At 53.9% G+C, this 13,055-nt stretch carries 11 protein-coding genes; all 11 read left to right on the forward strand.

Annotated elements, in window-relative coordinates; genetic code table 11:
- Positions 1 to 105: 105 nt before the first annotated feature.
- The 11 genes from AC0YOB_RS14830 (at position 106) to AC0YOB_RS14880 (ending at position 12,824) form a co-directional block, all read left to right on the forward strand.
- Positions 106 to 465 carry a Lin0512 family protein gene (locus AC0YOB_RS14830; protein WP_210039685.1) on the forward strand — a complete coding sequence of 120 codons (360 nt, stop codon included), beginning with the start codon at positions 106 to 108 and terminating at the stop codon, positions 463 to 465.
- 298 nt (positions 466 to 763) lie between these two features.
- A complete protein-coding gene (locus tag AC0YOB_RS14835) occupies positions 764 to 2,116 on the forward strand; it encodes an amidohydrolase (RefSeq protein ID WP_475793423.1) in 1,353 nt (450 codons plus the stop codon).
- 348 nt (positions 2,117 to 2,464) lie between these two features.
- Positions 2,465 to 3,133 (forward strand): response regulator transcription factor, encoded by a 669-nt coding sequence (locus AC0YOB_RS14840; protein ID WP_475793570.1) that lies wholly within the window; start codon positions 2,465 to 2,467, stop codon positions 3,131 to 3,133.
- A 2-nt stretch (positions 3,134 to 3,135) separates the two neighbouring features.
- Positions 3,136 to 4,533, forward strand: a complete 1,398-nt coding sequence (locus AC0YOB_RS14845) for a sensor histidine kinase (protein ID WP_475793424.1) — start codon at positions 3,136 to 3,138, stop codon at positions 4,531 to 4,533.
- Positions 4,534 to 4,587: 54 nt separating this feature from the next.
- Complete coding sequence (locus AC0YOB_RS14850) at positions 4,588 to 4,788, forward strand: hypothetical protein (protein ID WP_475793425.1); 201 nt, start codon at positions 4,588 to 4,590, stop codon at positions 4,786 to 4,788.
- A gap of 367 nt (positions 4,789 to 5,155) precedes the next feature.
- Positions 5,156 to 6,916, forward strand: a complete 1,761-nt coding sequence (locus AC0YOB_RS14855) for a cache domain-containing sensor histidine kinase (protein WP_475793571.1) — start codon at positions 5,156 to 5,158, stop codon at positions 6,914 to 6,916.
- On the forward strand, positions 6,903 to 8,462 hold the full coding sequence (locus AC0YOB_RS14860) for a response regulator (RefSeq protein ID WP_475793426.1): 1,560 nt from the start codon (positions 6,903 to 6,905) through the stop codon (positions 8,460 to 8,462). Before AC0YOB_RS14855 ends, AC0YOB_RS14860 begins: the two co-directional genes overlap by 14 nt.
- Positions 8,463 to 8,579: 117 nt before the next feature.
- A complete protein-coding gene (locus tag AC0YOB_RS14865; protein WP_475793427.1) occupies positions 8,580 to 9,941 on the forward strand; it encodes an ABC transporter substrate-binding protein in 1,362 nt (453 codons plus the stop codon).
- Positions 9,942 to 10,030: 89 nt separating this feature from the next.
- Positions 10,031 to 10,927 (forward strand): carbohydrate ABC transporter permease, encoded by an 897-nt coding sequence (locus tag AC0YOB_RS14870; RefSeq protein WP_475790164.1) that lies wholly within the window; start codon positions 10,031 to 10,033, stop codon positions 10,925 to 10,927.
- 2 nt (positions 10,928 to 10,929) lie between these two features.
- Positions 10,930 to 11,769, forward strand: coding sequence for a carbohydrate ABC transporter permease (locus AC0YOB_RS14875; RefSeq protein ID WP_475790236.1), 840 nt, complete (start codon positions 10,930 to 10,932; stop codon positions 11,767 to 11,769).
- Between the two features lie 20 nt (positions 11,770 to 11,789).
- On the forward strand, positions 11,790 to 12,824 hold the full coding sequence (locus AC0YOB_RS14880; protein ID WP_210039691.1) for a glycoside hydrolase family 88/105 protein: 1,035 nt from the start codon (positions 11,790 to 11,792) through the stop codon (positions 12,822 to 12,824).
- The last annotated feature ends 231 nt before the right edge of the window (positions 12,825 to 13,055 follow it).

The following is a 13,055-nucleotide window of genomic DNA, read 5'->3' on the forward strand; positions in this document are numbered from 1 at the left end:
GCCGGATTCCGGTGCTGCGTTTGTTCTAAGCTTGGCTCCGCCGCAAGGTTCATGAAGTTCCACAATCTGTTATAATCAAGAAAAAACAAAGGTGGAGGAATCAACGTGGACAACGTCTTTTTCATAGAGCTGGGTATGGGTACCGACTTGCATGGACAGAACATTACGAAAGCGGCAGTGAGAGCCGTTCAGAATGCAATCCACCACAACTCCATGCCGGGTCTCCGCTCCGTGCTTCCGGGCAATGATTTGCAGGCGATGAAGGTTCATGTCAGACTGGCCGTCCCCTGCGACCGTGAACGACTGGACGAGGAAGCGGTCAGGTCGGAGCTCCCGTACGGTCAGGTTACGATTGAAATCGTCGACGGCGGAATGGTGACTTCAAGCGGAATTGTGCTGCCGGATAAAGAAGACAAGAATGATCTGATCTATGTTGTGATCGCTTCGGTAGAGGTAGGGTATTAACTGCCGGTCCAGACGCTCCAACGACGGCAGGACTGACGGAAGGACAGCAGACAGGATTTGAATCCTGTCTGCTGTTTTTTTTGACCGAACCTCCTGTTAAGCTCGTTTTCGTATAGCATGCCTGTCATCTTAATTCATTCCGCGGCGACGTGGCAAGCGCATAGGGGGATTGCGTCGTCGTCGTTCACAAATAATCGGGACTTTGGGGGTTGACCTTCACCCCGGGTCAACGCTTACCGTACTTGTGGAGGCCATGCGGAAATGGCTTACTCTATGAAGCGTTAGGGAGAGTGGATGTATGCGGACGTTGATAAAAGGCGGTACGATCTTGACGATGGAGACTGGAGCGCTGCCCTTTCAGGGAGATATATGGATTGTTGACGACCGGATCGCAGCGGTCGTCAGGTATCCGGACGAAGCCGGGGAAGGCCGGGGAAGGGCCGAAGAGCAGGGGAGGGAGAATTCACAGCTGCCTTGTTCACAGCCGGATAGGATTATAGAAGCGAAGGGAATGGCCGTGATGCCCGGCCTGGTCAACTCCCATCAGCATACGCCAATGAGCCTGCTGCGCGGATTTTCGAATGATTTGAAGCTGATGGACTGGCTGGATCAGAAGATGCTGCCTGCCGAGGCCAACATGAACCGGGAAGATATCTATTGGGGAGCAAAGCTGGCCATGGCCGAGATGATCCGTTCGGGAACGGCTGCCTTTGCCGACATGTATATCGAAATGGACAGCATTGCAAGCGCAGTTGTGGAGACGGGGATGCGGGCTTCTCTTACCCGGGGGCTTGTGTTTATGCAGGATGACGGCGGAAGGCGAATGCGGGAAGCGGTGGATCTGATCGACCGCTGGTCAGGGGCGGCGGACGGCCGCATAACGACGATGATCGGCCCGCATTCACCCTATATGTGCCCGCCGCAGCCGATGCAGGAGGTGATCGCTTTTGCCAGGGAACGCGGAATTCCGGTTCACATCCATTTGGCTGAGACCCGGGAAGAGGTTGTACGCATTCGCGAAAGGTATGACCGGACACCAACGGAATATTTGCATCAGCTTGGGCTGTTCGATTCGCTGCATGTGCTGCTCGCGCATGCGGTTCATTTGACGCATAAGGATATTCGTCTGCTGGGCGGAATGAAGGGAGGAGTCGCTCATAATCCGGTCAGCAATCTGAAGCTGGGATGCGGAATCGCTCCAGTCAGCGAACTGCAGAGACAGGGGGTTGCGGTGGGTCTTGGTACGGATGGCGCGGGCAGCGCGGCAACGCTCGATATGTTTGAGGAAATCAAGGCGGCTGCCTGGCTGCAAAAGCTGGATTTTGGCGATCCAACGCTTCTGCCGGCCGGTCAGGCACTGCGCATGGCAACGATAGAGAGCGCAAAGCTGCTGCATATCGATGGGGATGTTGGGACGCTTGAAGCCGGGAAGCGGGCGGATCTGATCCTGATTGATCTAAAGAAGCCGCATCTGCAGCCCATTCATGATGTTGAGGCTCTGCTGGCGTGCAGCGCAAGCGGGGCGGATGTCGACAGTGTAATGGTTGACGGGGTGCTGTTGATGCAGGCAAGAAAGCTGCTGACGATAGATGAGGATGAGCTGTACAGCCAGGTCGCGAACAGGGCGGCCAGAATTGTCAAAGGCGTTTAGCGTTTGTCCTTATTCTTCGTTCATCTTCTGTTCATAAAGTGATCTTATACTACATTTCAAAGCGGTGCCGGCGCTCCGCCTGCAAGGGTAAGGAAGTGCCCGTTGGCCGGTGTTGACGAAACAGCCGGATAACGCCATTATTGGAATAATTGATCATGATAGCACGAACAGTATATGGATAAGAGCTGGAACAGTTATAGGAGATCCTCTTGTTCATCTTATAGCATGAATAAGTTTTACTCCTCTTTATGTTTATAAGGTCTATGGGAAGTAACTAACTGCTCCGCCAGAAGGACAGCGACAGCCGTTTCTTATTACGCGGGCAGGAATCGGAGATGAATGGATGATATGACGAAGCTGCTGATTGTAGATGATGATCCGCATATCCGCGAGCTGGTGTGTTTGTTTCTGGGTCGAGAGGGCTTTGAAACCCTTGAAGCCGCTGACGGCGTGGATGCGCTGGCACTGGTGGAGAAGGAGCGGATTGATATGGCCATCATCGATGTGATGATGCCCAATATGGATGGCTGGCAGCTGTGCCGGGAGCTTCGTGATTATGCTGATCTGCCGGTTCTCATGCTGACGGCCAAGGGAGAGACCTCGCAGAAGGTCAAAGGCTTCGAGCTTGGAGCAGATGATTATCTGGTCAAGCCCTTTGAGCCGCTGGAGCTGATCGCCCGTGTCAAAGCGCTGCTTAAGCGTTACCGGATCGCCACCTCCCAGACGGTACAGATTGGCGAGGTCCAGCTTAACCGCAGCAATCTTGAAGTCATTGCAGGCAGCTGCAGCATGACGATCCCGCTCAAAGAGTTCGAGCTGCTGTTCAAATTAGCCAGCTATCCGGGCAAAACATTCTCCCGCGAGCTGCTTATTGAGCAGCTATGGGGATTCGATTATGAAGGCGACGAGCGGACCGTCGACGTTCATATCAAACGGCTGCGCGAGCGGTTCCCCGAGGAGCAGTGCCGGTTTCGCATTCAGACGATACGCGGGCTCGGCTACCGGCTGGAGGTATAGCCATGCCGAACTGGCTCAGAGTGGTGTTTGGCCTGCTGGGTTTCTTGCTTATGATTTCAGTCAGCTGGAGCATCGCCTATACCGTGGTTAGCTATGTGGCAGAGAAGGGAAACGAGTCTGAATCGCTTGCCATCATCCAGCATGACGGGGAGATGATGACTGGCTTGGCTGCAGCCGGACAGCCGGTCTCAGACCAGGTCTGGAAACAGATTGCAGGGCATAACGGGTACCGTATTCTGATTGCGGATGAAGCCGGCAGAGTGCGGACCTATGGCAGCAAAGCCGACCGTTTTCCCGAAAACCTGGAGGAGCAAGATATCCGGGCTGTACTCGCCGGAGGCATCGTCAAGCATATCAAGCGGCCGAATCTGTTCAAGACGGCGGTTGCCACTGTCGGCCAGCCGTTCGCCATGCAGGATCAACAGCTGGCTTTGTTCATTCAGAGCGAAGCTCCGGGATTATATAATCACTACGGCAGACAGATGATCATTCAGTTCACAAGCCTGGTCGTGATGTTTCTCCTGATCCTGTGCTTCCGCCCCTGGCGGCAGGATATGAAAGGCTGGGTTCAAATTCTTGACGCCATTCGAAGAATCGCCAAGGGTGACTTCAAAGTGGTTATTGGAACAGGCAAGCCTCTGCCCGGCCAGCTTGGCCAGCTTGTGAACAGTCTCAATGATATGGCGGTGGAGCTGGATGTGATGGAGCAGATGAGGCAGACCTTTATTTCCAATGTCTCTCACGAAATCCAGTCTCCGCTGACCTCCATTCGCGGTTTTGCCCAGGCTCTGCAGCAGGATGAAGGCCTGGGTCTTGACCAGCGCAAGCATTATTACACGATTATCGAGACGGAGAGCGCCCGCCTGTCCAAGCTCAGCGATAATCTGCTTAAGCTGACCTCGCTGGAATCCGACAAGCATCCGTTTGAAATCAAGCGCTACCGGCTGGACAAGCAGCTGCGCAGCATGATTCTCGCCTGTGAGCCGCAATGGGTGGAGAAGGATATATTAATGGACGTGGATTTGGGGGAGATTAGCATTACGGCCGATGAGGATCTCTTGTCCCAGGTGTGGATGAATATGCTCAGCAACAGCATTAAGTTTACGCCTGAAGGCGGAACCATTACGATCGAAGCCGAAGATGCTGAGGACGGAGCCGTAATCCGCATTTCGGACAACGGAACCGGTATCGCCCAGGAGGATCTCCCCTATATTTTTGAACGCTTCTTCAAGGGGGACAAATCACGCAACCGCCAGACGAGCGGCAGCGGCCTGGGACTTTCCATTGTGAAGCGGATTATAGATATGCATGGCGGGGAAGTCTCGGTAAGCAGCACACTCGGAATTGGAACGACGTTCACGGTCAAGCTTCCGGCCCCCGGGAAATCCAGTCCGGCATGAGCCTAGTTAGAATCAGCGGCAGATGGTTAATAAGTAGGGAAGGAGGCGGTAATCATGCTAAGCAGGATAGATCAAAAGGTGTCAGACAATCAAGAGCCGAATAGTCCCCCAGAGGTTCCACCAAAGGTCATACCGGAGATCAAACCCGATCAACCTCCGGAAATCAAGCCGGATGTCATTCCGGAGCTTCCGCCGACGGATCTGCCGGAAATTCCGCCGGACCCCGCACCGGAAATTCCGGACAATGAAGTTTAGCTGCCGCTGACTCCATTTCCGGATGGTTAACAGGATCAGGCGGCCCGTCAGAGCTGATAGACAGCCGCTCACGAAAACCTGCTTTTGATCAGCCCGGCCCCGCAGCTTTGATGCGGGGCCGGGCTTTTTTTCAAAATATCAGAAAGCACAAAATTTGGCCTCGCCTTTTTTGATATTTTTGGGGGAATAAGCTAACTTTGCCGCCAAAAGACGGCTTCAGCCGTTTCTTCTTACGGGAAGTAAGCGCCAGGAACAGGATTCTTCGTTGACAGCCTACGAAGCTTGCTTATAAGATAAGAACCATCCCATCGCAGGCTGGCCGTGCTGCGAGGGCACTTTATAAAAAGGAGGCGTATCCTTGCTTTCGATGAAAGCGCTTTACCGAAATCTCCGCATCAAATACAAGCTGTTTGTTCTCATCTCGGCAGTGATGCTGACCGTGGGGATTCTGATCGTGGTGGTGCAGCAGGTGGCGTTCGAGGTGTACGACGGAGAAATTTATGAGCAGTCAGCGAAGGCGCTTCATCTGACCTCCTTCAGTATCGAGAACGAGCTGAAGAAGATGGAGCAGCTGACTTACCGGATCGCAACAGACGGGCTGATGCAGTCATACCTGACCACGATCAAGCATGGCGGCACGGAGTATGACCGCTTCATCCTGGCGGCCAAAATTCGCGAGCGGATGATCAATCTGGGCGGTCTCGACACCTTTGTTTTGTCACTGCAGATTTTTGATTACCGGGACGATGAATACGCTACAGGCGCCAAACAGATCTCCACTTCGAAGGAACGCGCAGAGGCAATCAAGCGGGAAACCGGCCTCCTCATGGGCGGCAATACGTGGATTCTGCCTGATAAATCCGACAAGGTATTGAGCGCGGCCCGCTTAATCCGCTCTTATGACCAGCTGAATCTGGAGACGCTTGGCATGATTGCGATCCGCATCGATATGGATAAGCTGTTTGGCGATTTTATGAAGGGGCTTGACACGAGCTCGGCCGAATTTATAATTGCGGACGGCGATCATTTCGTCTATCCCGAGCAGCCGTCCATCACAGGCAGCGAGCTGAAAACCTATATGCGCTCGAATCAGGGTTATACGGTCGCAAGCCGCGGCGGCAAACAATTCTTCATCACTTATGTGCCCTCTGCCAACACAAGCTGGACGTATATCAATGTCATTCCTTACGATGGTATTTTTAAGCGGATCGGCGATGTCAAGCATTATGTATACCTGATTTACGGCCTGCTCGTCATTCTGGCGCTGATCTTCTCCTTCCGTTTGTCCAAAGGCATTACCATTCCCATCGAACGGCTTAACGACAAGATGAAGCGGGTGCGTCTGGATAATTTCGAGCGCTTCGAGGAACAGGACGATATGCCGATGGCGATGGATGAAGCCGGACAGCTTCACCGGAATTTCCGGATCATGGTCAGAAGGATCGACGATCTCATACAGGAGAATTATGTGAAGCAGATCACGATCAAGGAGTCGGACTTCAAAGCGCTGCAGGCACAGATCAACCCCCATTTTCTTTACAACACCCTGGATACGATCAACTGGTCCGCCAAGATGAGCGGTCAGTCCCACATTTCGAGCATGGTAGAGTCGCTTGGTTTTCTGCTGCGCAGCTCCATCAACCTGAAGGAACCGCTGATCCCTTTGAGCCATGAGCTGGAAATTATCCGGAATTATATTACCATACAGCAATTCCGCTTCGAGGAGAGGCTGGACTTCCGGCTGGATATCGCGGAGGGGCTGCTTGACTGCGCCGTTCCGAAGCTGTCGCTGCAGCCCATTGTCGAGAACGCGGTAAACTACGGCCTTGAGCAAATGATCGGGGTCTGTACGATTCATGTGCATGCAAGCCTGGCGCCGGATGGAGCGGGAATTGCTATCACGGTGGCGGATAACGGCCCCGGAATGGAGAAAGACGTCCTTGTGCTGCTGCAGAGCGGCGAGCTCAAGCCGCAGGGTTCGGGAGTCGGTCTGCGCAATATTGAGGAGAGGATCAAGCTGCTCTTCGGAGAGACTTACGGATTGTCCATAGAGAGCGCCAGAGGAGAAGGCACGAAGGTTATGCTCCGGCTGCCGCTGGATAACGGGGAGGGGAATGTTCGTGTATAAGGTGCTGCTCGTCGATGATGAACGCATTATTCTGGAGGGAATATCCCGGATTGTCGATTGGAATGGCTGCGGAACCCGCCTTGCCGCAACCGCACGCAACGGTTTGGAGGCCAAGGCGTGGGCGGAGCAGGAGCGGCCTGATATCGTAATTACGGATATAAAAATGCCGGGCATGGATGGGCTGCAGCTGGTTCAGCATCTGTACGAAATGGATCCTTCCATCCGGTTTATTATGCTCTCGGGCTTCAGCGACTTCAATTACGCCCGCACGGCCATGCAGCTCGGGGTCAGGCATTATCTGCTTAAGCCGTGCAATGAGCGGGCCATTATGGAGGCGCTGAATGAGCTCGTCGGGGAACTGAATCAGAGGCTCAGCAGGGAGCAGTTTCTGCAAACCATGGAGCAGGAACTGAAGAAAGTCAAGCCGCATGCGCGGGAGCAGTTCCTGAGGGAGCTTGTGACCAACAAGACGTACGGCCGGGAGGAGTGGGAGGATTTCAGCAGGCTGCTTGGCATCGCAACAGGAAGCGGGGAGGTCCGGCTGCTTCTGCTTCTTGCGGAAGGAGGCAGCGAATATGAGCAGCTGTTCGCGCTCAAAAATATTGCCGAGGAGCTGCTGGGCAAACGGCTGCTGCTCAGCGCCATCGTTGGCAAGCAGGTGCTGCTGCTCATCAGGGAAGCGTCAGAGCCTGAGCTGCTGCTTGCGCTTATTCACCAAATCAGGCGGATATTCACCGCCTATTATAAAATCAAAGCCGCCGCTGCCTTGAGCGATCCCGGCGACATTACAGCTGTCAGGCAGCTATACAGGGAGACGCTGGAATGCCTGTCCTTCCGTTTCTACCTGGGGGAGGACAGTCTGATCACCAGAAAGGATATTGCCGCTGCGTCAAGACCGCAGGCGGAGCCTGCGCTTCCTGACGAGGAGAGCGTGTGTCTCGCGGTGAAATCCGGGCAGTGGCAGGAGGCGAAGGCGGGGCTGGATCTTTATTTCGAGGCATTATCCCAGTCATACCTCGCGACGGCTCTCGTCAAATCTTATCTCGTTCCCCTCTATGTCGGTATTGTCCGGGCGGGCGGGCCGGAGAAGCTGGGCGGCTATTTGCAGGAGCTGGCGAAATGGGATGAGCTTGATACCATGCAGGCGATGCGGGAGTTTATTGTCTCCACGGCCAGACAGATTTGTCTGGCGAATGAGGCGGTCCACCAGCATGCCAGATCGGATATTATCGCCAAGGTCATCCGCTGCATTGAGGCGAATCTGGCCGATCAGAGACTCTCGCTGCTCTGGGTGGCAGGCGACATGCTCTATATGAACGCCGATTACCTGGGAAAGCTGTTCAAGAAAGAAACCGGGGAAAAATTCTCCCATTATGTCACCAGATTGAGAATGGAGCGAGCCATTGCGATGATTGACCGGATGGATGACGTCAAGGTGTTTGAGCTGGCGGACCGCCTCGGCTTTGGCGACAACCCGCAGTATTTCAGCCAGGTATTCAAGAAGCACACCGGTTATTCGCCTTCGGAGTTCAAGCGGACCTTGTAAAGACTGTTTTTTGAACAAAGGACACGGTTTATTGCATTCCCCTTCATCTGTAAATTCTTATAATTGGATATGTAAGGGCTACCAAATTCTATTGCTTGGGGAAGGGGAACTGTTCATATGAGGAAGAGTATGATGCTTCTGCTTGCTCTCACGCTGCTGTTCGTGCTTGCAGCCTGTGGAGGCGGAAACGGAAACAATACCGGCGCATCCAATCCGGAACCGGCCAATGCCGGAACCACGAACAACACGGGAAATACCGGCGATGAGACGGTTGCGGAGAAGACGGCAGACGACAAACCGGTCACGCTTCGTATGACCTGGTGGGGCAGTCAGCCAAGACATGATTACACATTGAAAGTTATTGAAATGTATGAAGCCCAGCATCCCAACGTGACGATTGAGCCGGAGTTTGCCAACTTCGACGATTACTGGAAGAAGCTTGCGCCGCAAGCGGCAGCCAACGAGCTTCCGGACATTATCCAGATGGATATTTCCTACCTGTCGCAGTACGGTGAGAAAGGACAGCTTGAGGATCTGACACCTTATTTGTCGAACATCATCAATGTAGCGGATATCTCCGACAATGCCGTATCCGGGGGAAAAGTGGGCGACAAGCTTTACGGCTTCAATGCCGGCGTTAACGTCGTCAACTTTCAATATGATCCGGCGCTGCTCAGCAAGCTGGGCGTCGATAAGCTGGATCCTGACTGGACGTGGGACGATTATGTGACGCTGGCCAAGAAAGCCAAAGCAGCCGGTCTTTATTTCGACACAGGCATGCGTCCGGAAGTATTCTTCGGCTATTATCTGCGGACAAAGGGACAGCATCTCTACAATGCCGAGGGAACCGGGCTTGGTTATGAGGACGACCAGCTGTTCGTCGATTTCTTCGGGAAGCTGGCTGATCTTGTCCACAGCGGCGCGGTGCCGAACCCCGATTATATGGCACAGGTCAAAGGCGTGGAGGACGATCCCGTGGTGAAAGGAAAATCAGTCGGCATCTGGCAGTGGACGAACCAATTCGTCGCTCTGCAGCAGGTGGCGGCAAGACCGCTGGAAATGCAGCATATGCCGGGACCTGACAGGGAAGCAGGGCTGTATCTGAAGCCGAGCATGTATCTGTCCGTCTCCAAGAACTCCAAGCATAAAGAGGAAGCGGCAAAATTCATCGACTTCTTCGTCAATGACATCGAGGCCAACAAGCTGATTAAAGGCGAGCGCGGCGTGCCGGTGTCCTCCAAGGTGAAGGAGGCGCTCAAGCCGATGCTCGAACCCGCGCAGGTACAGGTATTCGACTATGTCGCCTGGGCGGAAACGAACAGCACGCCGGTTGATCCCCCGGATCCGGTAGGCTCAGCCGAAATCATCAATATATTCAAAACCTACAGCGAGCAGATGGCTTTCGATCAAATCAAGCCTGAAGAGGCGGCCAAACGGTTCCGCGAAGAAGCAAATGCCGTTCTGGAGAAGAACAAGTAACCGCTCATGACGCACGCGAAGCGGTTGTCCACATACCAGGCAGCCGCTTCGCGGATTCATGAAAGCCTTAAACAGTAGGGGTTGATGATTTGAAAATCGCATGGAAGCAGCATCTCACCGGCTATGCTTTTATCGGGCCGTTCGTTCTGGGCTTTCTTATATTTACGCTTGTTCCCATGTTCGTATCCCTGTACCTCTCCTTCACCGACTACGATCTTTTCTCGGCCCCGGAATGGGCGGGATTAGCCAATTATAAAAAAATGTTTCTGCATGATCCGAAATACTGGAATTCGCTGAAGGTAACCTTTCTCTACGTATTGGGAGGCGTGCCGCTGCGGCTGCTGTTTGCGCTGATGATCGCGATGCTGCTCAACACGGCTTCCAGAGCCATCGGATTATACCGGACCCTGTTTTATTTGCCCTCCATCATCGGAGGCAGCGTCGCGGTATCGATCATGTGGCGCAATTTGTTCGGGGACGAAGGCGTGGTCAACATCCTGCTGGGATCGCTAGGGCTGGAAGCCGTCCGCTGGTTCGGCAGCCCGCTCGCGGCGCTGTGGATGCTGATATTCCTGTCCGTCTGGCAGTTCGGCTCTTCCATGCTGATCTTTCTTGCGGGGCTGAAAAATATCCCGTCCAGCTACTACGAAGCGGCCAATGTTGACGGGGCAGGGGCGTTCTCCCGCTTCTTCCGGATCACACTGCCGCTGCTCAGTCCGGTTATTTTGTTCAACGCGATCATGCAGACCATCGGGGCGTTCATGACCTTCGTACCGGCCTATATCATTTCCAAAGGCGAGGGAGGTCCGCTGGACGGCACGCTGCTGTATTCCCTGTATCTGTTCCGCCAGGGCTTCGTATTCACCAATATGGGCTATGCCTCGGCGATGGCTTGGGTGATGCTCATTATTATCGCCATTCTGACCGCGATATTGTTCAAGACCTCCCGTTTCTGGGTTCATTACGAATCGAAGGGGGATCAATGATGATGCTGTCCAAACGCTTCAAATGGTCCCTCTATCATGTGTTCACAGCAGGCGGGGCGATTCTTCTGCTCTATCCGGTTCTGTGGCTGGTTATGAGCTCGTTCAAGCAAAGCGAGCGCATCTTCATCACGGCAGGTTCCCTGATTCCCTCTCCCTGGATATGGACCAATTTCAAGGAGGGCTGGGAGGGTGTGGGGGGATATACCTTTGCTACCTTTACGCAAAATTCGCTGATCATCGTCATTCTCTCGACGATCGGGGCGGTGCTGTCCTCGGCGCTGGTGGCCTTTGGCTTCGCCAGACTGCGGTTTGCCGGGAAGACGTTCTGGTTCACGATCATGATGATTACGCTGATGCTGCCGCATGATGTGGTGCTGGTGCCGCAGTATATCCTTTTCGCCAAACTCGGCTGGCTTAATTCCATCAAGCCAATCGTTATACCGAGCTACTTCGGCGCGCCGTTCTTTATTTTTCTGCTGATCCAGTTTATCCGGACAATTCCGGCGGAACTGGATGAGGCGGCGACTATCGACGGCTGCGGCAAATTCAAATTGTTTTACCGGATTATTCTGCCCCTGGTGGCTCCGGCTATGGCGACGGCGGCGATCTTCTCCTTCTACTGGAGATGGGAGGATCTGCTTGGCCCCGTGCTCTATCTGAACAAGCCGAGCATGTATACCGTGTCCATGGCCTTGAAAATGTTTCTCGACAGCGACTCATTGTCCAATTGGGGAGCGATGTTCGCGATGTCCACGTTCAGTCTGCTGCCTGTCGTTATCGTCTTTTTTACTTTTCAGAAATTTATTGTTGAAGGAATCAGCACAAGCGGTTTGAAGGGCTGATCAGGAAGGGGATGTCATAAATGCCGCCACTGGTATTTGATGAGGAGCAGGTCGCAAGCGCGATCGACCGGGTCGTCGAACGCATATTCCGGATGGATTTCAATTGGGATTGGCCCGCGGGCGTCGCCTTCTATGGCGTTGCGGAAGCGTACGAGGCAACCGGCAAAACAGAGTATCTGAATTTGCTGAAGGCATGGGTGGACGAGAAGCTGGAGGACGGTCTGCCCAAGCTTTCCGTCAATGGAGTATCTGTCGGACATACCCTGATTACCCTCTACAAGGCGACGGAGGACAAGTCGTATCTGGAGGTCGCCGAGCAGATGGCCGAATATTTGCGGCTCGATGCGCCGCGCTTCGCGGAAGGAATATTCCAGCATACCGTGAACTCTGTCACCTATCAATTCCCGGAGCAGGCATGGGTCGACACGATGATGATGGCGGGTTATTTTCTGATACGCATGGGCGCGCTGCTGGAGAGGAAGGATTATCTGGAGGATGGTCTGCTGCAGTATCATGGACATGAGCGCTGCCTGCAGGACGGCGTCACGAATCTGTATTATCATGGCTGGGATAATCTGGCCGGCAATCATATGTCCGGAATTTATTGGGCAAGAGGCAATGCATGGGCCGCGCTCACGATGGCGAAGGCACTGCCGCATATTCATGTCACCCATCCCTCCTTCATGATGATTGAGGGCTCGCTCCGCGATCAGCTCAGCGCGCTGGTGCGGCTGCAATCGGAGGAGGGGATGTGGCATACCGTGCTGACTGACGATTCCTCCTACCTGGAAACATCGGGCTCGGCAGGGATCGCTGCGGCGCTGCTTCATTCCGGGACGCTGTACAACAGATACGTAAACAAGTCGATACGCGGCATCATGGAGCGCATTACCGATGACGGGTCGGTGACCGGCGTTTCGGCGGGAACGGCTGTGATGCGGGATGCCGAGGGCTATCGCGGCGTATCGCATAAGCGGGTGCAGGGCTGGGGACAAGGCCTGGCGCTTGTTTTCCTGGCTGATCTGCTGCGGACGAGAGACCGGGTGTACGGCTGACGGTGCTTCGAATGGACGACAGTCGAGAGGCTCGCTGCGCTGCATTGCAAGCGCGGCAAGTTTTTTGGAATTATAAGAAAATATAAAATTATCCAACTGATACTTCCAAGGGAAGAAACTAACTGAGCCATCAAAGGACGGCTAAGCCGTTTCATCTTGCCTTATAGAACGGGAATAAGTTTCAAGCAATATAAATCAATAAGAATTAAGGGAAGAAACTAACTTTGCCGC

The organism is Paenibacillus sp. JT31N17 (assembly GCF_056269255.1).